Source organism: uncultured Pontibacter sp. (assembly GCF_947495565.1).
Taxonomy (GTDB): Bacteria; Bacteroidota; Bacteroidia; order Cytophagales; family Hymenobacteraceae; genus Pontibacter.
In genome coordinates, this window is the sequence record NZ_CANLZM010000021.1 from 16266 (window position 1) to 42312 (window position 26047).

Consider the following 26047-nt stretch of genomic DNA (forward strand, 5'->3'; position numbering starts at 1 on the left):
TACATTTTGAAGTTACTCTATACTATCGGCCTGAAGGCTTACAAAACTGCCATTACGCTGGCCGCTCCCTTTAACGAGAAGGCAAGGCTGATGCAGCAGGGGCGTGCGCGGCAGTTCGAAAGGCTACAGGAAGCACTGGCCGGCAACCAGGCGCCGCTGGTGTGGTTCCACTGTGCGTCGCTGGGCGAATTTGAGCAGGGCCGCCCCGTGATGGAGGCTTTCCGGGAGGCGTTTCCGAAGTATAAAATCCTGCTCACGTTCTTTTCTCCGTCGGGCTACGAAGTGCGCAAAAACTACACAGGCGCCGATTACATTTTTTACCTGCCTCTGGATAGTGCTGCCAATGCCCGCAGGTTCCTTAGCATAACCAAGCCAAAGCTGGCCGTTTTTGTAAAGTATGAGTTCTGGCACTATTACATGCAGGAGCTGGAGCGGCGGCAAATACCAACGCTTTCTGTGTCTGCCATTTTCCGGCCGGAGCAAGTATACTTTAAAAGCTATGGCGATTTTTACCGCAACATCCTGCGTCGCTTCACGCGCATTTATACTCAAAACAAACCTTCGCTGGAGCTGCTGCAAAGCATACATATCAGCAAGGCAAGTATAGCCGGCGACACCCGCTTTGACAGGGTGCTGCAAACGGCAGCCTCGGTTAAGACCATACCTGTAGTAGAGGCGTTTGCAGCAGGCCAACCTGTGTTTATGATCGGCAGCAGCTGGCCCGCCGACCTGGAGGTGCTGCTCCCGCTGATTCAGAAGTATAACCAACGTATAAAATTCATCATTGCGCCGCACGAGGTAAACGAGGCAAGTATAAACGCGGTGATGCAGGCTTTAGGCGAGGGAGCCGTGCGCTTCTCTAAAACTTCCGAAACAGACGCGGCAAAGTATAACGTTTTGGTGATTGATAACATCGGCATGCTTTCGTCGCTGTACAGCTATGGCACCTATGCCTATATTGGCGGGGCTTTTGGCAAGGGGCTGCACAACACCCTGGAGGCCGCCGTGTTTGGTTTGCCGCTGTTCTTTGGCCCCACCTACGACAAGTTTCAGGAGGCAAAGGACCTGGTGGCACGGGGCTGCGCCTTTCCGGTGAATAATGCGGAGGAACTGCTACAGGCTTTTGAGCACGTGCACGCAACACCGGGGCTGCGCCAAAGTATAACAAACAAAGAAAAAGAATACGTACAAGAGCAGGCTGGCGCCACTGCCAAAATTATGGCTGATGTAAAGCAGCTGCTGAAATAAACCGCATGAAGGGAGTAGTAGTAAAATCGACGGGATCGTGGTATTTGGTGCGCGACGAGGATGGCAAATTGCACCGGGCACGCCTGCGCGGTAAGTTCAAGATTAAGGGCCTGAAGGTTAGCAACCCGCTGGCCGTAGGCGACCGCGTAGAGTTTGAGGTAGAGACAACCGGCGAGGATACCGCCGTGATCCATAAAATTGAGGAGCGCGAGAACTACATCATCCGCCAGAGTACGCACAAAACCGCCTATTCCCACATCATTGCCGCCAACGTGGATTTGGCCCTTCTGATCGTTACGCTGGTGTCGCCGCGCACTTCCTTTGGCTTTATTGACCGCTTTTTGGTAACTGCCGAGGCTTACGACATTCCGGCTATGCTCATCTTCAATAAAACCGATTTGTACGATGAGGATATTATGGATTACCAGCGCCAAATCAGCCACATGTATGAAAAAGTAGGCTACCCGAGCCTGGCGGTGTCGGCGCACAACAACGAAGGCATTGAAGAAATAAAGGCGCTGCTGCACGGCAAAACCACCTTATTATCGGGCCACTCCGGTGTGGGAAAATCCTCGCTTATCAACCTCATCGTACCCGATCTGGAACTGAAAACCTCTGAGATATCCGACTTCTCTGACAAGGGCGTGCACACCACTACCTTCGCCGAGATGTTCGAGATTGACCCGATGACTTTTGTTATCGACACACCTGGTATAAAAGAACTAGGCATTGTAGATATTCCGGCGGCAGAACTGAGTCATTTTTTCCCGGAGATGCGCGAGCGCCTGAACCAATGCCGCTTTAACAACTGCACCCACTTTAATGAGCCTGGCTGCGCCGTAATAGAGGCCGTGCGCCACAACGATATCTCGCTTACCCGCTACGAAAGCTACCTGAGCATGCTGCACGGCGGCGATAACAGAAAGTAGGAAAGTTTGGGAGTTAGAAAGTTTGGGAGTTAGAGAGGTGTTGGAGTAATATGTAGCGGCTGCAGCACCGCGAGTTTTCAATTCGTGGTGCTGCATGAGGCCAGTTTTCAACTGGCGTGATCTGCGGACTGATCTACACAAACCAAAAAGTATGGCAAGTTGTGTACCTGCGCTATCTAATCCCTTCCCAACAATCAACAATTTATCAATCCAAAAATTTACCATTTAACTATTCCCCTCCTGCTGCGTTACAGGTTTTATACTTCTGAAAGTTAAGCAACTGGAACTATGAAACTTGAAAACGCAAATATCCTGATTACAGGCGGCACGCTGGGCATTGGCCATGCCACCGCAAAATTACTGATTGAAAGCGGTGCCAACGTGGCCATAACCGGACGAGACGAAAAACGCACGCACAAAGCAGCCCGCGACATAGGCGCACTGCCTATCACTGCCGATGTAGCCAACCCGGAAGATGTGAAACGCACCTTCAAAACATTCATGAACGAGTACGGCAAACTGGATGCGCTCATCAACAATGCGGGTATCGGTGTGTCTAAACGGGTGGAAGAGCTTACGGTAGAGGATTTTCAGCGCATCTACAGCGTAAATGTGTTTGGAGCCGCCATGATGGCTGGCCGCGCCGCTGAGATATTCAAGAAGCAGAACCACGGCAACATCATCAACATTGGCTCTACGGCAGCTCTGAAAGGGTATGAAGGCGGCTCCATTTATGCTTCCTCAAAAGCCGCCCTCCGAAGTATGACCCAAAGCTGGCAAGCCGAGCTGCGAAAGTATAACGTGCGGGTGATGCTGATAAACCCAAGTGAGGTGACCACCGCCTTCGGCCAGGAAGACCGCCAGGAGCGCGAAAGCCAGCCTAACAAACTGCGCGGCGAGGAGATAGCCTGGGCCATTAAAAGCGCCCTACAGATGGACAACCGCGGCTTTATTCCGGAGCATTCGGTTTGGGCCACTAATCCGTATTAATTTTTCAGGCAGAACATAAAAAAGACAGGCGCTTATGGAGCGCCTGTCTTTTTTATGTTTAATTGCGGTGGCAGTTTACTGCTCTGTTACCAGCACTTTTTCTATCAGGTGTATAACGCCGTTTTCGCTCATCACATCTGCCTGCGCTACTTTGGCTCCGTTTACCATCACGTCGTTACCTTTTTTTGTAACTGTTAATTGCTGGCCGTTAAGCGTTTTCAGGGTAGCGCCGTCGGTTAACTCGGCGGCTGTCAGTTTGCCCGCTACTACATGGTTGTTCAGTATAGCAGTTAGCCTTTGCTTGTTATCAGCTTGCATCAGGTCTTCCAGCACACCGTTTGGCAGCGCCTCAAAAGCAGTATTTTTTGGTGCAAACACGGTGTATGGTCCCGTAGCGTTCAGCGCTTTAACCATATCTGCCTGCTTTAAGGCACCTGCAAGCATGCTAAGGTCATTGTTCACGGAGATATTCTCCACAATATTCTGAGACGGCACCATCTCGTTGCCTCCTATTCTTGGGCCAGTCATATCTGCATCCACAGCGTCTCCGCCCAATTCGCCTTCGCCGGCTTGTTTTCCAGGTGTGTTCGGGTTGGTCATGCCAGTCACATCCTCTGCGCCCGGGTTTGTAGACGACTCTTGCTGTGTCTCGTTCGCGGCGTTTTCATCGGTTGTGCCGCAGCCTGCCAATGCTGTGCTGCAAAGTATCGCGAAGGTATAGGCCATTCTGGTTATTGCTTTCATAGTCATTAGTTATACTTGTGCGTGGGTTAGCTTTTGTTTTTAAGCGACTGTCCGTAATGCCAGGCTTATTGCTCTCTTAAACTATAATTTGTGTACTTTTGTTATCTCAATCAATGTTTAAGCTAAACCAAAACTATACATGAAAACCGCAGAAATCCATACTGGCAAAGGTGTAATGAAAGTTGAGTTTTATGAGAAAGACGCTCCTAAAACAGTAGAAAATTTTGTAAAGCTGGCTAAAGAAGGCTTTTACGACGGCCTTACGTTTCACCGGGTTATTCCTGATTTCGTGATTCAGGGCGGCTGCCCTAACTCGCGCGAGGGAGCCAAAGGCGTAGCAGGCACAGGTGGCCCAGGCTACAAAATCGATTGCGAACTATCCGGCGAGAATCAGTACCACGACCGTGGCGTGCTGAGCATGGCCCACGCAGGCCGCAACACCGGCGGATCGCAGTTTTTTGTGTGCCACAGCCGCAAAAACACAGCGCACCTCGACCGTAACCATACTTGCTTCGGCAAAGTAGTAGAAGGCCTGGATGTGATTGACCAGATCCGCGCTAACGACCGTATCGAGAAGATTGTAGTGAACGAGGAATAGCCAAACCTAAACCTCCCGCTTAAGTATAAAGCCGGCCTCTGCATTGCGGAGGCCGGCTTTATTTTTAACATATTTCAATCCATAAATTCAACCAGCAGCCGGAGCCATAGAATGATCTAAACTATAAATAGAAGTTTTTTTATTTAACCCCAATATCCTGCATAAATATGCTTATTTTTACCTAACATCCGTTCGGCACCGGAATTAACTAACAAGGTTTCAACTGCTTTGCTTTACTGATTCCGCGCCTTCTTACCGACTTAAACATATTAAAGAATAAGAGAGGCGGAAAAGCTTTACAGGCAATTCTGCTTGCTACCACGTATGAAGAAACTCGCTCTACACTGGCAAATCCTGATTGGCATGGCCCTAGGAATAGCCTGGGGAATGATGGCCAGCTCCTTTGGCCTCAACAGCTTTACCCAAGACTGGATCAGCCCTTTCGGTACCATTTTCATTAACCTGCTTAAGCTGATTGCCGTGCCGCTGGTGCTGGTGTCGCTGATAACAGGTGTTGCCAGCCTCAGTGATATTAGCCGCCTTTCACGCATCGGCTCTAAAACCATCGGCATTTATTTAGGCACCACTGTGCTGGCTGTGTTTTTGGGTTTGGTGCTGGTAAATGTGTTTGAGCCGGGCAAAGCCTTCTCCCCGGAGAAGCGCGAGGAGTTTAAAGAACAGTTTGCCTCCACCACCAACCAGCGGTCTTCTGATGCCGCCGCCGTAGAGCAGCAAGGCCCGCTGCAGCCGCTCATCGACATTGTGCCGAGTAACATCTTCCGGTCCATGACCGATAACGGAAGTATGCTGCAGGTTATCTTTTTTGCGCTACTCTTCGGTATTGCGCTCATCCTTATACCTCCCGACAAAGCCCAGCCTGTAAACGATTTTTTTGAGGGCGTGAACATGGCCATACTTAAAGTTGTGGATATCATTATGATGACCGCGCCTTATGGCGTATTTGCACTACTGGCGGGGCTGGTGGTAGAGTTTGCCGGCAACGACCCAGGTGCAGCTTTAGAGCTACTGCTGGTGCTGGGCTACTACTGCATTGTAGTAACAATTGGCCTTGCGCTGATGATATTTGTGGTATACCCTGCTTTGGTGGTGACAGTGGGTAAAACCAAGTATAGGAGCTTTTTAACGGGGATTTTCCCGGCGCAGATGCTGGCCTTCTCCACCTCCTCCAGCGCAGCCACCTTACCCGTAACTATGGAGTGTGCCGAGAAAAACCTGGGCATCAACAAAGAGATCACCAGCTTTGTGCTTCCGCTTGGCGCTACCATTAACATGGACGGAACCAGTCTTTACCAGGCTGTAGCGGCCGTGTTTATTGCCCAGGCATACGGCATTGAACTGGATATTATGGCGCAGCTCGGCATTGTGATGACAGCCACGCTGGCCTCTATAGGAGCTGCAGCTGTGCCTGGCGCTGGCATTGTAATGCTGGTAATTGTGCTGCAGCAGGCCGGAATTCCGATAGAAGGTATCGCGCTTATACTTGCCCCAGACCGTATCCTGGATATGCTGCGCACCACTGTGAACGTCACCGGCGACGCAACCGTGTCAATGATGGTGGCCCGAACCGAAGGCCAGCTGCACCCGCCTACAGAGATAACAGTAAAATAGCATATAAACCTGCCCCGAGTGCGAAGGCCCAGTAGCGGCTTTCGCGTTCCTGGGGCAACTCCTCCTTCAGCACATTCATTATCACCCCGCCGCCTATAAAGGCTACTAACATCACAAGCACGGTTTTGTGCAGCTCCACAACAAATCCTAAAACCCAGCCAAACAGCAAGGCTAGCGCCAATAACCATCGCCCATACTTTTTGTAAGTTCTCTGGTGATGCTCCTGCAAGCCAAAGTCGTTTACCAGGAAGTGCAGCGCCATTGCCACCGAATAAAGAGCCAGGTCACTTAAAGAGCCCTCCTCCCGCTGATAAAGAATGTAGCCGATAATGGCGTTATACATGGCAAAGGAGCTGATATGTAACCAGAATACACCGATCGGCCCCTCTGTTTCCCTGCCTTTTGCCTGCTCAGTTTTAGGCCCTTTGGCAGACACCACTGTGCGCTCCAGCCCGTAAAACACTCCTAACCCGATGAGCGCCATCAGGTATACATGGTGGCTTAGAAAGCTCTCGGCCCAGTTCTGCTCTGTTACATGCTCCTGTCCCTCACCCAACTCCGGGAACAGGTGCAGAAACACATACGCCACCGACACCCCACTAGCCCCCGAGAGCCAGATGCTGCGCGGCACACCTGCCAGGAACCGCAGCTTAGTACCGAAGAAATGTATAAACGCCAGCACCAGCACCGGCCACACCGAAACATAGTTATCCATACCCCTAAGCTACTTTGTTCGTGCTGGTTGGGTTTTATACTTCGCCTGCCTGATTAGTATGCAGATATTATTATATTGTGCTTCACTTACTACAATTCATAAAAATCACGTCCCTGTACTATGGAAAAACCATCTATCCAGCAAACTGCGCTCTCTGGCATCTGGGGCTTCTTTGCGCTCAGCTTTATCTTCTCGTGGCTTGTCTGGGGCGCTATGCTGGCATTGCCACTCCCCGGCGACCTGATGCTGCCGCTGCTTATACTGGGTGCTTTCGGACCTTCGTTTGCGGCTATTTACCTGGTGCACCGCTACGGCAACGCAGCCGCAAAACACGACTTCTGGAGCCGGGTTCTCAGCTTTAAGCGGATTGGTTGGGTGTGGTGTTTGGTGATTCTGCTCATTATGCCAGCCATTTACCTGCTGGGCTTTTACATTTATTCCTTTTTCGGAGGTGTGCAGCCGCCGGTGGCGAGCCTGTTCAGCGGCCTCGACTCAGCATCGGCTATACTTCTGTTTGCCTTTGTGATCATCATGGCCGGGCCTGTTTCGGAAGAGCTGGGCTGGCGCGGTTATGTGCTGGACCCGCTGCAGCAAAAGTATGGCGCAATAGCTGGCAGCTTTATACTTGGCATTGCCTGGATACTGTGGCACCTGCCGCTGTTCTTTATAGAGGGCACGTCGCAGCACGCCAAAGGCTTCGGCTACCAGTTCTGGTCCTGGTCTTTCCAATTGATCGCGCTCTCCTTCATCTTCACCTGGGTTTACAACAACACCAACCGAAGTATACTTGGCGCTATCTTGCTGCACCTGATGGCTAACCTGGCCTATCCTACCAACCTGGAGCCCACCGGCGAACTAATCTTTACTATTGTGCGGGTACTGGTGGTGCTGGCCATTGTGCTGGCGTGGAAGCGGAAGGGTGCGGTGAGGGAGGAGTTGGTGGTAATATAGTAATAAATCCTCGGAAAATTTGGTATATTATTACCACACATAGTGCAGATAGTGGGAGTAGGTACTACTACTATACACTAGTTAGGTACTATTTGAATTACAAATTTGTGCATAAGAATCAATGAACTATAAGCAGTTTCTTCTTGGGCTAATTATTATAGTTCTTACAGGCTGTTCAGGCTATACTAAAAAGGATGGAAAGGTTTATCTTAGAAGTTCTAATGAAGCAAGGATTGGTGTAAGATATTTGGAAGTAGAAAATGCTGATTACAGCTCATTTGAAGTTATCAACCATAGTACAAACTTAGACCTTGCTAAAGATAAGAAACACGTATTTGTAGGGACATCTATCTTAGCTGACGCTGAACCATCAACTTTTAAACAAATCAGAAAATACTACTGGAAAGATAAGGATCACGTCTATTTGTTACAGTTCGGAGTGAATGACAGCAAGATAAAGCAAGCTGATGTAAGAACCTTTGAAGTGATAGACAATCTTTGGGCAAAAGATAAAAACCATGTGTATCATAAATTTAAAAAATTAGATGGCGTAGCCCCGAATGAATTTGAAGTCATAGATGAAGACTGGGGTAAGGACGACAGCTTCTTCTACTGGAATGAATTAAGAATAGACTCACTAGATTACGCTTCTGCCAAGATTCTTAGCCCCTACTACATTAAGGACAAGAATAACATCTATTATAGGAATAGATTAGTTGAAGGTGCTAATGCTTCATCCTTTATTCCTGATGGTGTTGGCTCGTTTGGACATGATGACAGGAATATGTATGATAGGGAGAAGAACAAAGGCCCTATAACAGAGCAGTATAGAAAAACATACTTGCAGTAAAAAACAGTACCTAACCCTGCACATGCTTTAAGCTTCGGTTTCGAAAGCCCACCAACGCAGCCCAACACCGTTAAACAACTATGAACCTCACCACCTTCAAAACCAGCCTCTCCGCTTCCACTCCCCCACCAGAAGCTAATGTGTACCTGCAGGCGCTGTGGCACGAGGCGAAGGGCAATTGGGAGAAAGCGCACGTTCTTATTCAAAACCTGCCCGACCAGAACGCCGCTTGGATACATTCCTATCTGCACCGCAAAGAGGGTGACACATGGAACGCTGATTATTGGTACGGCAGGGCCGGCAGAGAGCGGCCGCAGCAAACACTAGAGGAAGAATGGCAAAGTATAAGTGCGGCGCTGCTGGAAGAAGAATAAGTATAAAGACAGAAACTCTACGCTCCTGCCTTTATACTTATAAGCTTATTTATACTTTAAAACTGATCATCGTCCTCATCATCTTCCTCCCCGAAGCTCGGCATGGTAAACATACCGCTGAGCAGGTCCTTGAACTGCAAGCCGGTGCTGAGGCGGCTTTTGCTGAGCTGGCTGTGTTCGGCGAGGCCATGCAGGGCAAACTCCATCATAAACAGCTTTTTATCACCTTTGGCGTTTGGCTGCTGCTTCTCTACCAGTTCGGCCAGTCCGGGTATACTTTGCAGCGCTTTTTTATACTCCTCTGCAGAGGCATCGCTCAAAATATCTATGGTGTTTCCATCGCCAAACCAATTGGTAATCTTTTTATAGGGATTCCCCTCCTTCGCTTTCTTGGCCTTGTCAGGGTCAGGAAAGTATTTCAGGAACTGCGTACGGATGGCCTTACCCATGAGCACCTGCGCCACATGGCCGGCTCCCTCCTGCTCGCCCTCATACACCAACTCCACCTTACCGGTAACCGATGGAATTGTATTCAAAAAATCCGACACCCGCACATAAGTTTGGTGCTCGCCGTTCAGTAAGGCTCGTCGTTCGGCTGCGCTTAATAGGTTTTCGAAGGCTGAGATTGTTAGTCGTGCAGATACACCACTTTTAGGGTCTACGTACTCGCTTTCGCGCGCCTCAAAAGCCACCTGCTCAATCAAATCGCCGATGATGTCGTTGGTCTGCACCAGTTCGCCCTGGCCTTGCTTTACGCGCGCTTCCTGCTGCGTAATTTTCTTGCCGGTTTCGATGGTTTTAGGATAATGCGTGATGATCTGGGAATCAATTCGGTCTTTGAGCGGCGTTACAATGGAACCACGGTTGGTATAATCTTCCGGGTTTGCCGTGAACACAAACTGGATATCCAGCGGCATACGCACCTTAAAACCGCGAATCTGTATGTCGCCTTCCTGCAGAATATTGAACAGCGCCACCTGTATGCGCGCCTGCAGATCGGGCAGCTCGTTTATCACGAAAATGCCCCGGTGCGAACGCGGTATCAGGCCAAAGTGGATCACGCGCTCATCAGAGTATGGCAGCTTTAGCGTGGCGGCTTTAATTGGGTCTGCATCACCTATCAGGTCAGCTACGGATACATCAGGCGTGGCCAGTTTCTCGGTATACCTGTCGGAGCGGTGCAACCAGGTTATTGGCGTATCGTCGCCATGCTCATGCACTATATCTTTGGCGTAACGCGAGAGCGGCTGTAGCGGATCGTCGTTTAGCTCGGAGCCTTGCACTACCGGAATATATTCATCCAGCAGGTCGATCATTTGGCGTGCAATGCGGGTTTTGGCCTGTCCGCGCAAGCCCAGCAGGTTGATGTGGTGCATCGAAAGTATGGCCCGCTGCATGTCTGGAATCACGGTCTCCTCGTAGCCCCAAATGCCCGGAAAAACCTCTTCCTTGTTCTGCAGCTTTTTGATCAGGTTGCGGCGCAGCTCCTGCTTTACCGTTTGTGGCTCGTAACCCGCAGCCTTTAGCTGGCCCAGGGTTTTTATCTGTTGTAGTTTATCGGCTGGTATAGTTGTGTAATTCATTCTTTATAGCTCAATGACTAAAAATATTATCTCTTACCAGAAGGTTTATAGTACCAAACCCTCTATATTTAATTCATGAAAACAATCTCCTATAGAAATATCCTGTTGGGCGTTCAAGCGGTTATCGTTATTGTAGCAGCTATCCTTAGGATCAACCATACCATTAGCTCGCTTGCCATGCAGTTGATTTTTATTGGTTCGCTACTTCTCTATTTTGTAGCAAGCAGGTTTAAGCCCAACAACAAAAATCTAGAGGCTTAAGAAGCTAACTTTCTAAAAGCTTTTCTTCCGGTTGCGGCCGTAGTCGCGAAACACTAGGTGGCCGAGGCCTTTGAGCGAGCTATAGTAGGCCTGCCCATTGTTTACCTTCGTAAACTCATCTACGAACTGCTGCAGGTATGGGTCTGAGGCAATCATAAACGTGGTGATCGGGATTTTGAGGCGGCGGCATTGCGCGGCAAGGTTCAGGGTTTTGTTCACCACCTTACGGTCCAGCCCAAAACTGTTTTTGTAGTAGCGCAGCCCCTCCTTCAGGCAGGTTGGTTTGCCGTCGGTAATCATAAAGATTTGCTTGTTCTGCGTCTTGCGTTTTCGCAGGATATCCATGGCCAATTCCAGGCCGGCAACGGTATTGGTGTGGTAAGGCCCTACTTCCAGGTACGGCAAATCCTTTACCTCTATCTGCCAGGCATCGTTGCCAAACACCAGTATATCCAGCGTGTCTTTCGGGTATTTCTGCTTGATAAGCTCAGCTAGCGCCATAGCCACCTTTTTGGCCGGTGTGATGCGGTCTTCGCCGTACAGGATCATAGAATGCGAGATGTCGATCATCAGCACCGTGGCGGCCTGCGTTTTGTGCTCTGTTTCGGTTACCTCCAGGTCCTGCTCAGTCAGGCGCAGGTCGCCGATGCCGTGGTTTATCTGGGCGTTTCGCAGCGATTCGGTCATCGAAATCTGCTCCAGCGCATCCCCGAATCGGTACTCGCGGCGGTCGGTGCTGGCTTCTTCGCCAATTCCGGTGTGCGGTGTAGCATGGCTGCCTTTGCCGCCTTTCTTCAGCTTCCCGAAAATCTCCTCCAGTGCGCTGCGCCGTATCCCCTGCTCACTCTTGGCTGTTAACTGGAAACTGCCTTTCTCCTGCGGATTCTCGTCGAGGTAGCCTTTCTTTTTCAGATCCTCAATAAAATCTCCGATGCCATACTCGTCTCCTGTCAGGTTGTACTGCTTGTCCAGGGAGCTCAGCCAGTTCAGCGCCTCGCCCGCATCGCCGGAGGTAATTGTTACCAGCTGCATAAAAATCTTCAGCAGCGACTCGAAACCCGGTTTGTCATCTTGCGGAGGAACGTAATCTGTAAATCTATATCCTAAAGCCATATTTTTTCTCGGTTTATACTTCAACAACGCAGCGCCGTCTAATGTTCTTGCATAAAGTTCTTATACGGGGCAGCACGGATTTATACTTGCAAAAGAGATTCTACCAAACGTTTCATGGCTTAGGATACGCTGCTGCAACTGTTTATACTTAGAGACACGCCGGCTACTTATACTTAGGTAAGCCCCAGAAAAGTAAAATCCTCGCCAGCTGAAATATTACGGCAGCGATATATAAAATCACAAAGGGCAGGCTGCTTTCGCGACCTGCCCTTTGTGCTTTTATAATTTACTGACTGCTGGTTATGCTATCCAGCGGAATTTATACTCTAACTCTGGTACTTTCATACGATCTGCCACACGCTTCAAACGAGCCGGAAGGGCCATCACATAATCACGGGCACGCTCGCCGGCTTCGTCCAGGCCAGTAAGCGATTCTATCTTCCACTCTTTAATAAGACCGTCCAGAATGTCTGTGTAGTCAGATGAAGTATACACTCCGATACGCTGCGCGGCATCTGTAAAGTGGCCGAACGTTTTGCCAAGCTCAACACCAAGCTCACGCATGTAGTGGGCAGGCATTACAATCTTCTTGCGCATCATGTCTTCAAAAGCCAACATCATTTCGTTGGTATCGGCCTCAAATATTTTGCCTACAAATGCTTTGTAAGCTTTGGCATGGCGCGCCTCGTCGGCAGCTACGTGGCCGCACAGTTTAGCCAGTTGGTTATCGCCTTGCTTTTTGGCGATCTGGGCTACGCGGCGGTGCGATATGTTAGTGGCTGTTTCCTGAAACGAAGTATAAACAAACGAGCGGTACGGATCATCGTCGGTTTGCAGGTCAAACCCATCGGCAATAAGATATTGCGTAGAGGCCTCCATCTCACGCATGTTGATACGCCCGGTCAGGTATAGGTAACGGTTCAGTGCATCGCCATGGCGATTTTCCTCAGCCGTCCAGGCGCGATTCCACTTCATCCAAGGGCCGTTCGGATCTTTCGGAAGCCCTTCAATAGTCATCAGCCAACTCTCGTAGGTCGGCAGCGCCTCCTCTGTAATCGTGTCGCCTACCAGTACGGCCAACAGGTCGTAGCTCAGGTCTCGGGCACGCTCACGCAGCTCTTTCACTTCATCAAAGAAATTATCCACGGTGGCATCCGGCAAAAGGTCTGCAGGCTGCCAGCTATCTTCTACTGTTTTAAGAAACTCGGAGATCTTTTCACCCACGAAGTCTTCCATCCATTTTATAACTTCTGCACGGGAGGCAAGTGCTGATGTAATCATGTTGCTGTTGTTTAATTGAGTGCCAAATATAGTTATTTAATATTGGTATTGGCCCGGACTTGCAACAAAATAGCTGCAAAAACACCTAATTCAGATGGTCTTAGGGCTCGAAATAGCCATTACGTAAAATAACCGGTTTATTTTTTAGCTTACGAAGAAAAAGAGATGAGGTAAATAAAACAGTCCTATTTACTGCCGGTTCTGGAGCCAGTTGTAAAGCTCCCGCAGGAAACCCAAGTTAATTTTATGCCTGTTTAACTGCCGCACAAAACGGTACAAAACAGGCAGACCAACCGTCTGTTTCAGTAGCTGCAGCAACTGCTCTGCCTCCGTATAATTGCCGGTAAGGTAGGCATGCCGCGCTTCATACTTCAGCCGCATGGCCAGCGCGGCGCGTTCCTGCTCCGTGTGCACCATTTCTGCAGCTCTCTTGCATACTTCAACAGTAGAAGCCAACAATAGGTTGCCTTTGCTGTACCACCCACTCGAAAGTGACTGCGTATGCAGCCGCCGCTGCGTGGTAACTTCGGGCAGAAAAGCATATTTATACTTGCGCGAAGAGCGCACCCAGAAATCGAAGTCTTCATAAGCCAGGGCTTCGTTGTAACCATCCAATTCCTCAAAAACCTTGCGGCGGATGAGCATGGTAGGCGGACAGATAAAGTAACGGCCCAGCACCTCGGCAAAAACATCTCCATCCGGTGCAGCTTTATACTTCTGGCTATGAAAGTATAAATGCGCTGCATCATCAGAGATATATTCGGCATCAGAATATACGACACCATACTCCGGCCCAAGCCGCTGAAACTGCTGCACCTGCTGTGTTACCCGCTCCGGCAGCAGCACATCGTCTGTGGCAAAATCAAGTATAAACTGGCCTTGGCTGGTGCGCCACCCCTTATTAAACGCCCTGGTGTTACCAATATTTCTGCCGGTGCTCATGAACCTCAGCTGCGGATACCGCTGCACGTACTCCTGAATAATGCTTACACTGTTATCGGTGCTGCAGTCGTCTACTACAATAATTTCCAGGTTAGGGTATGTCTGGGTTAACACTGAGTCTAGCGCCGGGCGCAGGAAACGCTCGTGGTTGTAGCACAGGCAGATGATGGAAACGAGTGGCGGCTGAGGCATGAGCGAAGATAAGGAATTATGCAAGCAAATGTTTTATACTGGTTTTGGCTGCTGCAGCGGTTGTTTATACTTTTAGCTTAGGTTTATCTGTATTTATACTTTGTGGCTGCTGTTCATCCACGGCTTTACAACCTGCTTGTTTCATTCTTGGCTTTGGCTCCCTCCAGGCGGGGGTAGGGGCCCTCTTTAAGGGAGGCCTCGTCTTCCCGCATCGCGCGGTGTATTGAAGCTGCCGGGGGTAGGGGCCCTCTTTCGCTCCGCTGCAGGCAGCCCTTTCGGGCACCGCATCAATACAAGGCGCTCAACGGAAAGACTGGGATCAGTTTTCAATAGCCACTGCTGACGGAGTTTGAACAGAATTCCCCGCCTTAGACTAGTGAGAACGAGAGTTCGAAACTAGCGAGCGTAGCTCTGAGGGGTTAGGGGTGGTTGGATGATGCAGCTGATGGAGTTTCTCCAAAGTCCTCCTTCGAAGGGAGCAGGGGGATGAAAACCTTCACAAGCAAATCTCTGAGTGGCTTCATACTTGTAGGGCAGGAGTGGTTGGGCCCGGCACTGCAAACCAACAATCAATACCTCTCGAAAAACGCTTTCACTTTCTCTACCACCCGCTGCTGCTCTGCTTCTGTCAGGCCCGGGAAAAGGGGCAAGCTGAGGCTGGTGCTGGCCAGTTCTTCGGCTACCGGAAAGTCTCCGGCTTTGTAGCCCAGAAAAGTATAGGCTGGCTGCAGATGCACCGGCACCGGATAGTGTATGGCCGTGCTTATGCCCTGCTGCTGCAGGTATTCCTGTAACTGGCTTCTATACTTTGTGCGGATGTTGAAGATATGATAAACGTGTTTGCAGTCTGGCGCTGTTTCCGGAAGAATAAGGTCACCGGTATGCTGCAGCTGCTGCAGGTATAGCTGCGCCAGCCGCTGACGTTCGGTGTTCATGTTGTTCAGGTGCTGCAGTTTTACCCGTAGCACTGCCGCCTGCAGCTCATCCAGCCGCGAGTTTATGCCTATCTGCTCCGAAGTATACTTTTGAGACTCACCGTAGTTTCTATACTTCCGGGCAAAGGCTTCGGCATTGGCATCAGAGGTTACCACGGCTCCGGCATCGCCTAAAGCCCCCAGGTTTTTGGTAGGGTAAAAGCTAAAGGCTGCGGCATCTCCAAAGCTTCCGGCTGGTTTGTTTTTATAGGTTGCGCCATGCGCCTGTGCGGCATCTTCCAGCAGTTTTATACTTTTGGATTGCACCAGCTGCTGCAGCACCTCCATCTGGCAAACCTGCCCGTAAAGGTGCACCGCAAGTATAGCTTTGGTCTTAGAGGTGATGTGCTTGGCTGCAGTTTCTGCGGTGAGGTTATAGGTATTCTTGTCAGGTTCTGCCAGCACAGGTTTTGCGCCCACCTGCAGCACTGCGTTTACTGTCGCGATAAATGTATGCACCGGCAGCACCACTTCATCTCCTGCTCCCACACTCAATGCTCTGAGGGCAATTACCAAGGCATCGTAGCCGTTGCCTACTCCCACTGCTGCTCCTGCCCCCAAATAAGCTGCAAAATCTTGCTCAAAAGCCTGCACCTGCGGCCCCAGCACATACTGTTTGCCGGCCACGGCCGCGAACAATGCCTGCTGCACCTGCGCCTCTAGGCCTGCCGGAAAATCTCTGAACTGAAAGTATGGGAGGGGATGCATGAAAGGAGTTAAAAAGTTAGAGAGTTTGGGTGTTAGAGGGTATGGAGCAAACCTTGTCAATAATCTCTTTAGATAAATTATGATTCAGCAATTATCAATCACCAATTAACAATCAAACTTACTACAGCGTTAGGTGCTGTGCCAGCTGCAAAAACCGATTGTAATCGCGGATGTAGTCTGACTCGCTGAAGTCTGTGGAGGTGAGGCAGAGGGCGGTGGCACCTTCCGAGAAGCGCAGCTCTGTCCAGCACATGGCTGGTATGTATAGCCCTTCCTGCGCATTTACCAACTTAAACTCCTGCTTTTCTCTCCCGATGTCGGTCAGCACTTCTATACTTCCGCTTAGCGCTATTAGCACCTCCTCGGTGGCCATGTTGGCGTGGTGCCCGCGCTCTACTCCTGCCGGCGTGCCTTGCGTCCAGAACACTCTTTTTATTTTAAAAGGGATATTCTCGGCAAACTGTGTGCTGGTGATGTAGCCTATTTGCTGGCTACCAACGCGGTGAAACGGAAGCAGGTATGGATTGGCTGGCAAAGTATAAAAGTTTGGTGCTGCTGCAAAGGTACGTCATTTAGGAGAGACCGCTATAATTTTTACCCTTCGCTGGCTTTGGTTATCTTGCATCTTTTGCGGCATTTATACTTAGCCCATGCTATACTTATTACTGAGCATTCTTTGCACAGCATCACTTCTGTTTATCTTTAAATTATACGAGCGCTACGGCGTGCATACGTTTCAGGCCATTGTGGTAAACTACGTGGTGTGCGTACTGGTGGGCTTGCTGTTTCCGGGTGGTACGGATGTGCTGCAGCCGCAGATATTCACTCGTGCCTGGGCATACTTCGCTATGGCTTTAGGTGTGATATTTATTGTTAACTTTTACCTGATTGCCATTACAGCACAGCGAGTTGGCGTAACAGTGGCCTCAGTGGCGGCTAAGATTTCTTTGGTTATACCCGTGCTCTTCAGCTTGCTGGTGCTGCAGACCACCGTGAAAGATTACACCTGGCTAAACTATGCTGGCATGGCCGCTGCTTTAGTCGCAATTGTGCTTTCTTCGCTGAGGCCGCGCGGGCAGGCAGACGGCGCAGGAGGTGCCAAAGTATCGGCGGCGCTGGCCATCTTGCTGCCCCTGGTTATTTTCCTCAACAGCGGCATTGCCGACTCCCTCATCAACTACACAAACCAGTACCACCTGCAGCCGCACGAAGCCAGCCAGTTTACCATGCTTACCTTCGCTACGTCGGCTGTGGCTGGCCTGGCAGTGTACGTTTACCAGTCGTTCCGCTATAAAACCAACTTCCGCCGCCGCAGTTTAATAGCCGGGTTTATACTTGGTGTACCTAATTATCTGTCTGTTTTTTTCCTGATACTTGCGCTGGGCTACTTTCACAACGACGGTGCTTTTTTTTACCCAATCAACAACATCGGCATTATCCTGGCCGGAGCGGCAGGCGCAGTTATTTTCTTCAAAGAAAAGCTGACCCCGCTAAACCTGCTGGGGCTGGTACTGGCTGTGCTTGCTCTTGTGCTTATCTCGTACCAGGAAATTATGGCCAACCTGTTTTAACCATGGAAGATACCTACAGAACCATAGAAGCGCCCGCCGAAGGCCTGTACAAAGAAAAAGGAAGCAAGTTTATTGCCTTGGCTTATCCGGTTTATTCCGAAGAGGAGGTGAAGGAGGTGCTGGCTGAGCTACGAAAAAAGTACTATGATGCCCGCCACCACTGTTATGCCTACATACTCGGGGCCGACCAAAGCCGCTACCGCGCCAACGACGATGGCGAACCCAACCACTCTGCCGGCGACCCTATACTTGGCCAGATTCGCTCTGCCGAACTTAGCAACGTGCTGGTGGTGGTGGTACGATACTTCGGGGGCACCAAGCTGGGCGTAAGCGGGCTTATCAACGCGTACAAAGTATCCGCTGCCGAGGCACTGGCCAATGCCACTGTTGTAGAAAAGCATGAAACAGTGCTGCTGCTGGCTCATTACGCTTACCCGCAGATGAACGACGTGATGAGCCTGGTGAAGGAGTATGACCTGCAGGTGCGCGACCAGCAGTTTGAACTTGACTGCCGCCTGACACTGGAAGTTCGCCGAAAACTTCAGGAGGAAATAACCGCCAAACTAGAGGAAATGGATGGCGTTGAAGTATCGCTTGTATCTGAATAAACCAGTTAACTTTTAAAACTCACGCTCTCGCTACGCTATGTTTAAACGCCCCAAGAACCTCCGTACCCGTAACAAAATTCTGGAACGCAAGGCAGGCATCAAGCCGGGCTCACTGGTTATTCCCGCCGAGGCTTTTGCGCCGCGCTTTTTCCTGATGTCGTTTAACGAGGAGATGTTTGAGGAGGTGGAGCTGCCTACTTACCAGGATCTGCTGCATCAGGTACAGTCCCGGCCGGACGCACGCCACTGGATCGATATTCGGGGATACGCTGACCAGGCGATGCTGGAGACGCTCATGCAGGATTTCGGGCTGCACGCACTGCAGATGGAGGATGTGATAAATGATTACCAACGCCCCAAGGTAGAAGAGTTTGGTGGCAATCGCCTATTTATAATTACCCGTATGCTGCGCTGGTCGCCGGATTTCAAGACGCTGGACGATGTGCAGCTCTCGTTGTTTACCGGTCCGAACTATGTGCTTAGCCTGCAAAGCGATTACGGCGATTGCCTGAACCCGCTACGAGACCGTATTCGCGCCGGCAAAGGCATTATTCGGCAGCGCCCGCCCATGTACATTGCTTATGCCATCCTGGACGTGGTGCTGGACTATTATTTCCCGGTAATGGCTGATATCGGCATCTACATTGAGGAGCTGGAACAGCACGTGCTGCTGCAGCCATCCAAAGCGACATTAGCCCAGGTGCTGGACCTTAAAAACGAGCTTGTAAAGCTGCGCCGCATTACCTGGCCCGCCCGCGACCTGATGAACGAACTACTGCGCATGGACGAAAACATTATTCCGGAGAACCTCAAAGTATACTTCCGCGATGCCTACGACCATGCCGTGCAGCTGATTGACTTAGTGGACAACCACCGCGAGATGGCCTCCAGCTTGGTAGAGCTTTACATGTCTACGGTAAGCAACCGCATGAACGAGATCATGAAAGTGCTCACCATTATCTCCAGTATCTTTATCCCGCTGAGTTTTATTGTGGGGTTGTATGGGATGAACTTCTCGCACCAGAACCCTGAAACAGGCCAGGTCTACCCGCATAGCATGCCGGAGCTTTATCAGCCCTACTCCTACCCTATCCTGCTTGGGTTAATGGCCATACTTATACTTTTGCAGCTATACTTCTTTTACAGAAAAGGCTGGTTCAGGAGTTTTTGAGTTCAGATAAACCCAGTTATACTTTATAAATGCTACTGCATACCAACTACTCCTCTCCTACAGTAAACCGCAGTTTCTTCAACTGATTGCCTAAGGTAAAGTATAAAGTGTAATCGTTGGAGGTTTCGTTGTAGTAGATGGTAACCGGATGGCTGTTCTCCAGGGAGCGGCCTCCTATCAGCTTGCCTTTGGCATCGTACAAGTATGTTTTGCGAGGGCCTGTTTCAGTAACGGCATATACATTTTTATCTCCTCCAAAACGGAAATACTGCACAATTTTAGGGGCTGAGGTTACATAGCGCTTCTCAAATAACTCGTTCAGGTCCTGGTCCAGTACCGTAACTTTGCCCTGCTCCTGCTGCACAATAATATACGAGCGGCCATTACTGCTCTCCGGCACCAGGTCAAACATAGCGCGTTTGCTAGGGCGCACCAGCTGCTCGCGGCCCAGCACCTTACCCAGCAGGTTAAAAGTCACCACATTGCCATACCTTGTTACAGCTGTTACCTCAGTACGCTTTAGGTCAGCCCCAACTTTAGCCACTGCGCCAGAAGTCAGCGGTACTTTCAGGTTTATCGGGAAGCCAGGGTATGTATCGCCGTTGCGGTTAAGGGCATAGATGTAGCCATTTTCCAGCGCCACCAGAATAACGTCGCGGCCACCTACGCGCAGGTGCTGCGGCTCTGCTGCCAGGCGGTAATCCATACGGCGCGGCAGCCAACCTTGCACAGCCGCACCAAGCATGTTGTACATGTACAAGTTGCCGAGGTTATCATCCACCAACACACGGTAATTGCCATCCTTCTCGTAATCGAAAACAGCCAGGTGCTGCAGGTCCAGCGTATCGGGCAGGTTAAACGGAAAATTCTCCAGCGGCTGCCCCTGGTTGTTTATGGCATGGATGCGGTTGGAAGTGATGAATAAGTAGCGCAGCTTCTTATCCGGGCCGTACTCTATCTGCTTAATATCGCTGCGGAGGGCGGAGCCGAGGCTGTCAGTCCAGCCGCGTTTGCCCAAGGCGGTAACGTTGAGCAGCACGTTGGAAGAATCCTGCACCACCAGCTCACGGCTGCGGTCTACCGCATTTTGCACCGGGAAGGGCCGTGTGTCCAGCCGGTTATCAAAGGTTAAGCTTATTTCCTCCTCAAACACATCCTGTCCGGTAATCTTGCTTTGGTCCGGCCTCCGGATAACGAGGCTGGTGTAGTAGCGCCCCTCCACCACAGAAAACTGCAGCGCCACCTGTGCGAAACGTTTAATCAAAGTGGCATTCTGCAGCAGGTTTTCCCGGTCTTCCTCCGTTGTGTAGCGGTTAAGTATATACCAGGCGTTAACGGTGTTCAGGTAAAGGCTGAAGTTTGCCTCCTGCAGCGTTTCATCCAGAAAAGCCTTTTGCGCCACAGACTTGCTCCAAACGTTCTCCTCAGAGATATCGTCCAGGAGAAGCCGCAAAGTAGCTATTTCTTCTGCAAGCAGCAGGTAATCGTCCACCTGCACCACGTAACTTTGCTCAAAGCCCTTAAATACGCGCCCCAGCAACTGCTCTGGCAGCTCCGGCACATTCAACAGTTGTATAGTATAACTCCCGTAGTTTTCGGTGTATGGTTTTTCCTTGCGAGCCTCGGCGAGTTGTGCGGCCAGGCTGTTTAGCAGGCGTTGTGTTTCGGCAGGGTTTGCTGTATGCGCAAACGTAACTTTTTCGGGGCTTTGGCTGATGCTGTTTGCCTCCAGGTACACCAGCGCAGCTTCATTGCTGAAGCTCTGGGCAAGGCTATCCACCGTGGCGGCATACGCGGATTTGTTGTTTTTCTGCGGCTGCCTTAAACGCGCTGTTTCCTCCAGGCCAAAGTGCAGCAGCATAGCGATCCGGTTTGGCAGGTAAGCCTTTAAACCGAGCAGCTGCGGCTTTTTAGGCTGCATCAGGCTGTGCAGCGAGTTGTTCAGCTTCTCAGGGGTAGAAAAGCCGTTCAGAAAGATCTTATTCCGCTCCAGCTTCAGCTCCAGCATGGCGTTTTGGCACAGCGTGGACAAGTAGCGCACCTGCGGCATCACATCCTCCTTCAGGAAAAGCCCCAACATATCTGGCAGCACACGGTAATTCACGAACACGTTGGCGTAAACTTCGGGCTGGCTCAGGTAATTAATGTTACTGAACTCCGCTGCAACAGATGTGGGTTTGCCACGGGTTATGCGGCGCACAATCTCCTCCACCAGCACGGGTGAGGCACTTAAGATGATGTTGTTGTGGTAAGTGAAGTAGGTGAAGCTGCTGCCGTTGCGCGTGTTGGTTATATCAGTAAGCAACTGCCCCTGGTAGTTGCGGGAAGTCTGCTCAAAAAGCTCGCTCTTGTTTAGGTTTTCGGTTAGGGTGCGTAAAAACCGGTGCTCGCCTACAGAACTTACAGGCACGTAAAACACATACATCACATCCGATTTGCCCTCTACATGCAAAGAGGTAAGTATACTTTTCTCGTCCAGAAAACGGTCGAGGCGCTGGTTGCCGGGGGCTATACTATCCAAGTAAGCCATGTTTTCCTGAAAGCGGCTGGCCAGTGGCAGCACCGAAAAGCTTTGCCACAGCTCTGTCTGGCGCAGGTGCTCCATCAGTTCCTGGTGGTTGTTTGTCTCCACCACCAGCGCCGCATTATCCGGCACAAGCGCCCACAGGTTTACTTTTTCCCGTGAGTCTTTCCAGCGGTTGAAGCCGTAGAAAATAAGGGAGGCAAGTATAACAAAGCCGATGAAGAAAAATACAATGCGTTTTGGCATGGCAGGCGCTATCAGGTTACAAAAATAGGGTATTTTTTTTAACTGTGCCGAGGCCTGAACTTTATGTGAGAATACCGTACTGCAGGAGCGTAACTCCTTTTTCAAACTTGCACGTATACAACATCCTAGCTTTATAAAAAACCCTAACATGTTTAGAATACTGATACCTGTTGACTTCACAGACAGCTCCGCAAACGCCTGCCGCTATGCCCTTTACCTGGGTGTTGCCGTGCCGCAGGCAGAAGTCCTGCTGCTCCACTGCTTCAACGATTACCTGCTGCAGCCCGAGATGGACGACCCGCTTATAGACACCGGAAGCGGCACGTTAAGCCCCGGCTCCGAAATAATCACCGACCGCGTGCTGCACCGCAATCAGCAGGACGAACAGGATAAACTGGAGAGCCTGTACCAGGAAATGCAGTCAGAAGCACGCACCCTCGGCCAGAACATCCACCTGAAGCACTCCTTTATGTTTGGGATGCCTGAGGATGTTATACCGGACGAGGTAAAGCGCTTTAAGCCTGACCTGCTACTCATGGGCACCCAAGGCGAAGACAACATGATCCGCTCTATTTTTGGCACTATTACCACCAAAATGATAGAAGAGACCAAGGTGCCGCTGCTAACTGTGCCGGAGGCTTATAAACAGCACAGCCTGCGCCGCGTTTTATACGCCACCGATTTTGACAAGACAGACGCACAGGCGCTGATTGTGCTGCAGCAACTTCTGCAGTCGTTCGACTCTGAGATTCTCTGCGCACACATCGGCACAGAAGACTCAGAGCGAGACGACAGCTTTAAAATGGAGCAGCTGCAGGCACGGCTATATTCCGAACTGCCAAACCACGGGCTACAGTTTGCGTTGCTGCAGGGAGATGATGTGGCCGATGCCTTGCAGGAGTTTGTGACGCGGGAGCAGGTAGACCTGATTGCCCTGAATAACCACCAACGCTCGCTGCTCAGCAGCATTTTTAAACCGAGCCTCAGTAAAAAGCTGGTGCGGGAGGCGCAGGTGCCTCTGTTGATCTTCCACAGCCCCGAAAAAGCTTAGGCCATACTTTGCGATGGCTGCTGCAGTTGCTCCAACAGCGCCTGGTAGTAGCGTTCTATGGCACCCTCGCTGGTGGCCATAAACAGAAAAGGCTCTATCAGCTCCAGCTCCATCAGCACCAGTTCTCCGTTAAGCTCTACGCCATCTACGCGTGCGTATAGGCAACCCTGCGCATACTTGTCTACCAGGTTGTGTGCGGCTTCTAGTAGCTGCGCCGGCGGCTCCGGCGTGTGCACTGTTCCTCCAAAGAAATGCTGCACCCTGAAGTCGCCGGCCTTTGCCGCTTTAAGCACCGTATGGCTGTAGGCTCCGTTAAAAAACAGAAAAGACCACTCGCCTTTCGTCTGGATTTCCGGCACGAAGGGCTGCGCCAGAAAACTCTCCTGCTGCAGCAGCTCGTTTATAGTTTCGGTTTTGGCCTCGGCCTCCTCTTGGGTAAGGGCAAAAGTGTTTTTGGCCCCTCCGCTCACGGCCGGCTTCACAATAATTTTATCAGACTGCAGTTGCGCAAATACCTCTGCCGTTTGCAGCTTTGTACCCTGCTCCAGCCACACCGAAGGCACCACGTTTTCGCCCTGCTCCTGCAGCTCCACCAGGTAGCGTTTGTCGGCATTCCAGCGCACTGTTTTTATCGGGTTAAGCACCCGCACCTGCAGTTTATCCAACTGATCGAGCCAAGTATAAAAAGCAGTGATTTTATCAAAGTAATCCCATGGCGACTTTAGCAGCACCACATCATACTTGCCCCAGTCCACAGCTGGGTCGTCCCAGATTTCGAGCGTAACTTGCAGGCCTTTTTTATTTAAAAAGCTGTGCAGTCGGGCATTTTCCTCCTCCGAAACACCTGTATATTTACCTGCGTCTTTATAAGTGACAAGCGCTATTTGCTGAGTATTCATTTTTTATCATCTTTGCCGCCAAATTATACTTTATCCCGGGCCTAAACAAACGGAGGGAAGCTGTTTTAGCTATAACTTTTGGGCGGTTGATTCTCGTATGTAGGTATAGTTTATCCGCTCCAGCTTACTAAAACGCATCGTTCATTATGTTTCTCCGCTCTTACAGCATCTGCCATAAGTACAGCCTTAAAGCCCGGCTGCTGCTTTTGCTGCTGCTAGTACATACTTTTGCCACCGCCTGCACCGATAGCTCCCCGGAAGAAGAGGCCGACGTGCCATTTGAGCGACGTACCGCTGAGCCAGACACTACCGCGGTGAGCACCACCCGCGCCCTTGCCACAATTGATCTTCTAGGAAACCCTTTTGTAGCCAACCGCCAGCAAAGCAACGATCTGACAACTTATTTCGATCGTATTGATTCTGATTTTACTGTAGATGCTGATGCCATCGAAAACCGGCACAAAGCAAGCGTAACAGATACGATCTTTACCATCCGGTTCGGCAGCTCTTTTATGGAATTTTATGCCCCTAGCCATTCCGGCGACCTGCACCTGCAAGTAGCAGACATCCGCAGTACGGATATAAAACTACGCAACAACCTGCAAGTGGGCATGGCCCAGGCCGAGCTGATAAAGCGACTGAAGAGTCAGGCCGAAGACATCAAAATAACACAAGCACCTAACGAAGTGGTTGCCTCTGCAAAAGAAGGCGCACCAGTTACGCTGCGTTTCTACCTCCAGAAAGGCAAAGTAAGCCGCATTCTGTATGAAGGGTATGTAGATTAGAAGCTATTATGTAGTACCTAAATGCCTTTCCTGCTGCGCCAGCACCTGGTTTATACTTTTCTGCAGCCTCAAATTCCCTGCACTCAAAGTACTCAAATTATTACCTTTGCCCTGAACCAAAGTATAGCACACCATGCGCATTGTGATTCAGCGGGTAACGGAGGCTGCCGTAAAAATTGAGGGCCGCACCAAAGGGCAAATCGGCTTAGGGCTCCTGCTGCTGGCCGGCTTCTGCCCTAACGATACAGCGGAAGATCTGAAATGGATGGCCGGAAAAGTAGCCGCGCTGCGCATATTCTCTGATGCGGAAGGAAAGATGAACCTGAGCATAAAAGATGTGAATGGCGAGGCGCTGGTGATTAGCCAGTTTACGCTCTATGCCAGCACCAAGAGAGGCAACCGACCTTCTTACACCAATGCCGCACCGCCTGCGGTAGCTATCCCTTTGTATGAGCAATTTGTGAAACTGCTGGAGGAGGCGCTGGAGAAACCAGTGCAGACAGGCGAGTTTGGGGCTGACATGAAAGTATCGCTGCTGAACGATGGCCCGGTAACAATAGTGATGGACACCGAACACAAAGACCTATTTTAAGTATGACCATAGCCGAAGCACAAGCCATTGTAGATAAATGGATACATGAAAACGGAGTCCGTTACTTTAACGAGCTCACCAACATGGCCATACTTACCGAGGAAGTTGGCGAGGTGGCCCGCATCATCTCCAGGCAATACGGGGAGCAGTCGTTTAAGAAAAGTGACGAGGGCAAGCAGCTGGGCGACGAGTTAGCCGATGTATTGTTCGTGCTGATTTGCCTGGCAAACCAGACCGGCGTTAACCTAACAGATGCCCTGCAAAAGAACCTCGAGAAGAAAACCAACCGCGACAGCGACCGGCATAAGCAAAACGAAAAGCTAAAGTAAACCTTGGGAGTTAGAGGGTTTGAGAGTTAGAGGGTTGTATTTTACGTGTGTGCTTCTTCCGTCTGTTTCAACTTGTGGTTATACTTAATTTGAGTTTACAATTTAGCTGGCCTTAAGAGGCTGTTTTGATTTGATTGAATAAAAAAGCAGGTGCCGGTTGTTCAGGTAAGAAAAGTTTGCAGACTTATG

Annotated in this window: 26 protein-coding genes; 16 read left to right on the forward strand and 10 right to left on the reverse strand. The window is 50.4% G+C overall.

Features of this window, described 5'->3' with window-relative positions; all coding sequences use genetic code 11:
- Nucleotides 1–6: 6 nt before the first annotated feature.
- The 3 genes from Q1B04_RS19040 (at nucleotide 7) to Q1B04_RS19050 (ending at nucleotide 3167) form a co-directional block, all read left to right on the forward strand.
- Entirely contained in the window at nucleotides 7–1248 is a 1242-nt protein-coding gene (locus tag Q1B04_RS19040) for a glycosyltransferase N-terminal domain-containing protein (protein ID WP_299762188.1), read from the forward strand.
- A 5-nt stretch (nucleotides 1249–1253) separates the two neighbouring features.
- A complete protein-coding gene (rsgA, locus tag Q1B04_RS19045; RefSeq protein WP_299762191.1) occupies nucleotides 1254–2177 on the forward strand; it encodes a ribosome small subunit-dependent GTPase A in 924 nt (307 codons plus the stop codon).
- Between the two features lie 288 nt (nucleotides 2178–2465).
- Nucleotides 2466–3167: an SDR family oxidoreductase gene (locus Q1B04_RS19050; RefSeq protein WP_299762194.1), complete on the forward strand. Its 702-nt coding sequence runs from the start codon at nucleotides 2466–2468 to the stop codon at nucleotides 3165–3167.
- A 75-nt stretch (nucleotides 3168–3242) separates the two neighbouring features.
- Here Q1B04_RS19050 and Q1B04_RS19055 read toward each other — a convergent pair whose 3' ends face one another.
- Nucleotides 3243–3911 (reverse strand): fasciclin domain-containing protein, encoded by a 669-nt coding sequence (locus tag Q1B04_RS19055; protein WP_299762196.1) that lies wholly within the window; start codon nucleotides 3909–3911, stop codon nucleotides 3243–3245.
- A gap of 139 nt (nucleotides 3912–4050) precedes the next feature.
- Here Q1B04_RS19055 and Q1B04_RS19060 point away from each other — a divergent pair, with 139 nt between their 5' ends.
- Together Q1B04_RS19060 and Q1B04_RS19065 are read left to right on the forward strand one after the other, a co-directional pair.
- Nucleotides 4051–4509 (forward strand): peptidylprolyl isomerase, encoded by a 459-nt coding sequence (locus tag Q1B04_RS19060; RefSeq protein ID WP_299762199.1) that lies wholly within the window; start codon nucleotides 4051–4053, stop codon nucleotides 4507–4509.
- A gap of 324 nt (nucleotides 4510–4833) precedes the next feature.
- Entirely contained in the window at nucleotides 4834–6138 is a 1305-nt protein-coding gene (locus Q1B04_RS19065) for a dicarboxylate/amino acid:cation symporter (protein WP_299762202.1), read from the forward strand.
- Here Q1B04_RS19065 and Q1B04_RS19070 read toward each other — a convergent pair.
- Nucleotides 6116–6853 carry a hypothetical protein gene (locus Q1B04_RS19070; RefSeq protein WP_299762205.1) on the reverse strand — a complete coding sequence of 246 codons (738 nt, stop codon included), beginning with the start codon at nucleotides 6851–6853 and terminating at the stop codon, nucleotides 6116–6118. The genes Q1B04_RS19065 and Q1B04_RS19070 overlap by 23 nt on opposite strands.
- Before the next feature lie 120 nt (nucleotides 6854–6973).
- Between Q1B04_RS19070 and Q1B04_RS19075 the strand changes: the two genes are divergently transcribed.
- The 3 genes from Q1B04_RS19075 (at nucleotide 6974) to Q1B04_RS19085 (ending at nucleotide 9028) form a co-directional block, all read left to right on the forward strand.
- A complete protein-coding gene (locus Q1B04_RS19075; protein WP_299762208.1) occupies nucleotides 6974–7804 on the forward strand; it encodes a type II CAAX endopeptidase family protein in 831 nt (276 codons plus the stop codon).
- A gap of 121 nt (nucleotides 7805–7925) precedes the next feature.
- Complete coding sequence (locus tag Q1B04_RS19080) at nucleotides 7926–8654, forward strand: DKNYY domain-containing protein (RefSeq protein WP_299762211.1); 729 nt, start codon at nucleotides 7926–7928, stop codon at nucleotides 8652–8654.
- Between the two features lie 80 nt (nucleotides 8655–8734).
- Complete coding sequence (locus tag Q1B04_RS19085) at nucleotides 8735–9028, forward strand: hypothetical protein (RefSeq protein WP_299762214.1); 294 nt, start codon at nucleotides 8735–8737, stop codon at nucleotides 9026–9028.
- Between the two features lie 56 nt (nucleotides 9029–9084).
- Here the strand turns inward: Q1B04_RS19085 and Q1B04_RS19090 are convergent, their stop codons facing one another.
- Nucleotides 9085–10611 carry a sigma 54-interacting transcriptional regulator gene (locus Q1B04_RS19090; protein WP_299762217.1) on the reverse strand — a complete coding sequence of 509 codons (1527 nt, stop codon included), beginning with the start codon at nucleotides 10609–10611 and terminating at the stop codon, nucleotides 9085–9087.
- 75 nt (nucleotides 10612–10686) lie between these two features.
- On the opposite strand from Q1B04_RS19090, the gene Q1B04_RS19095 reads away from it, so the two are divergent.
- On the forward strand, nucleotides 10687–10872 hold the full coding sequence (locus Q1B04_RS19095) for a hypothetical protein (protein ID WP_299762220.1): 186 nt from the start codon (nucleotides 10687–10689) through the stop codon (nucleotides 10870–10872).
- 12 nt (nucleotides 10873–10884) lie between these two features.
- Here the strand turns inward: Q1B04_RS19095 and Q1B04_RS19100 are convergent, their stop codons facing one another.
- From Q1B04_RS19100 to Q1B04_RS19120, 5 genes are all read right to left on the reverse strand, one after another.
- The gene (locus Q1B04_RS19100; protein WP_299762223.1) at nucleotides 10885–11985 is read right to left on the reverse strand and encodes a VWA domain-containing protein; all 1101 of its coding nucleotides are present in this window, start codon (nucleotides 11983–11985) and stop codon (nucleotides 10885–10887) included.
- Nucleotides 11986–12285: 300 nt separating this feature from the next.
- A complete protein-coding gene (locus tag Q1B04_RS19105; RefSeq protein ID WP_299762226.1) occupies nucleotides 12286–13266 on the reverse strand; it encodes an acyl-ACP desaturase in 981 nt (326 codons plus the stop codon).
- Between the two features lie 189 nt (nucleotides 13267–13455).
- Entirely contained in the window at nucleotides 13456–14424 is a 969-nt protein-coding gene (locus Q1B04_RS19110) for a glycosyltransferase (protein WP_299762229.1), read from the reverse strand.
- A gap of 545 nt (nucleotides 14425–14969) precedes the next feature.
- Nucleotides 14970–16082, reverse strand: a complete 1113-nt coding sequence (locus Q1B04_RS19115) for a DegT/DnrJ/EryC1/StrS family aminotransferase (RefSeq protein WP_299762232.1) — start codon at nucleotides 16080–16082, stop codon at nucleotides 14970–14972.
- 121 nt (nucleotides 16083–16203) lie between these two features.
- Nucleotides 16204–16617 carry an FdtA/QdtA family cupin domain-containing protein gene (locus Q1B04_RS19120; RefSeq protein WP_299762235.1) on the reverse strand — a complete coding sequence of 138 codons (414 nt, stop codon included), beginning with the start codon at nucleotides 16615–16617 and terminating at the stop codon, nucleotides 16204–16206.
- A 115-nt stretch (nucleotides 16618–16732) separates the two neighbouring features.
- Here Q1B04_RS19120 and Q1B04_RS19125 point away from each other — a divergent pair, with 115 nt between their 5' ends.
- From Q1B04_RS19125 to corA, 3 genes are read left to right on the forward strand one after another with little or no spacing between them, the layout of a single operon-like run.
- The gene (locus Q1B04_RS19125; protein ID WP_299762238.1) at nucleotides 16733–17653 is read left to right on the forward strand and encodes a hypothetical protein; all 921 of its coding nucleotides are present in this window, start codon (nucleotides 16733–16735) and stop codon (nucleotides 17651–17653) included.
- Between the two features lie 2 nt (nucleotides 17654–17655).
- Nucleotides 17656–18261, forward strand: a complete 606-nt coding sequence (locus Q1B04_RS19130) for a YigZ family protein (protein WP_299762241.1) — start codon at nucleotides 17656–17658, stop codon at nucleotides 18259–18261.
- Nucleotides 18262–18298: 37 nt separating this feature from the next.
- Nucleotides 18299–19432 (forward strand): magnesium/cobalt transporter CorA, encoded by a 1134-nt coding sequence (gene corA / locus Q1B04_RS19135; RefSeq protein ID WP_299762244.1) that lies wholly within the window; start codon nucleotides 18299–18301, stop codon nucleotides 19430–19432.
- A 46-nt stretch (nucleotides 19433–19478) separates the two neighbouring features.
- Here the strand turns inward: corA and Q1B04_RS19140 are convergent, their stop codons facing one another.
- Nucleotides 19479–22202: a hypothetical protein gene (locus Q1B04_RS19140; protein WP_299762247.1), complete on the reverse strand. Its 2724-nt coding sequence runs from the start codon at nucleotides 22200–22202 to the stop codon at nucleotides 19479–19481.
- A gap of 148 nt (nucleotides 22203–22350) precedes the next feature.
- Here Q1B04_RS19140 and Q1B04_RS19145 point away from each other — a divergent pair, with 148 nt between their 5' ends.
- Nucleotides 22351–23253 carry a universal stress protein gene (locus Q1B04_RS19145; RefSeq protein WP_299762250.1) on the forward strand — a complete coding sequence of 301 codons (903 nt, stop codon included), beginning with the start codon at nucleotides 22351–22353 and terminating at the stop codon, nucleotides 23251–23253.
- Here Q1B04_RS19145 and Q1B04_RS19150 read toward each other — a convergent pair.
- Nucleotides 23250–24152: a hypothetical protein gene (locus Q1B04_RS19150; RefSeq protein WP_299762253.1), complete on the reverse strand. Its 903-nt coding sequence runs from the start codon at nucleotides 24150–24152 to the stop codon at nucleotides 23250–23252. The two genes, Q1B04_RS19145 and Q1B04_RS19150, sit on opposite strands and share 4 nt — an antisense overlap.
- 146 nt (nucleotides 24153–24298) lie before the next feature.
- On the opposite strand from Q1B04_RS19150, the gene Q1B04_RS19155 reads away from it, so the two are divergent.
- The 3 genes from Q1B04_RS19155 (at nucleotide 24299) to Q1B04_RS19165 (ending at nucleotide 25858) form a co-directional block, all read left to right on the forward strand.
- Nucleotides 24299–24937, forward strand: a complete 639-nt coding sequence (locus Q1B04_RS19155; protein WP_299762256.1) for a hypothetical protein — start codon at nucleotides 24299–24301, stop codon at nucleotides 24935–24937.
- Between the two features lie 133 nt (nucleotides 24938–25070).
- A complete protein-coding gene (gene dtd, locus Q1B04_RS19160) occupies nucleotides 25071–25529 on the forward strand; it encodes a D-aminoacyl-tRNA deacylase (protein ID WP_299762259.1) in 459 nt (152 codons plus the stop codon).
- 2 nt (nucleotides 25530–25531) lie between these two features.
- Nucleotides 25532–25858, forward strand: coding sequence for a nucleotide pyrophosphohydrolase (locus tag Q1B04_RS19165; RefSeq protein ID WP_299762262.1), 327 nt, complete (start codon nucleotides 25532–25534; stop codon nucleotides 25856–25858).
- Nucleotides 25859–26047: the final 189 nt, after the last annotated feature.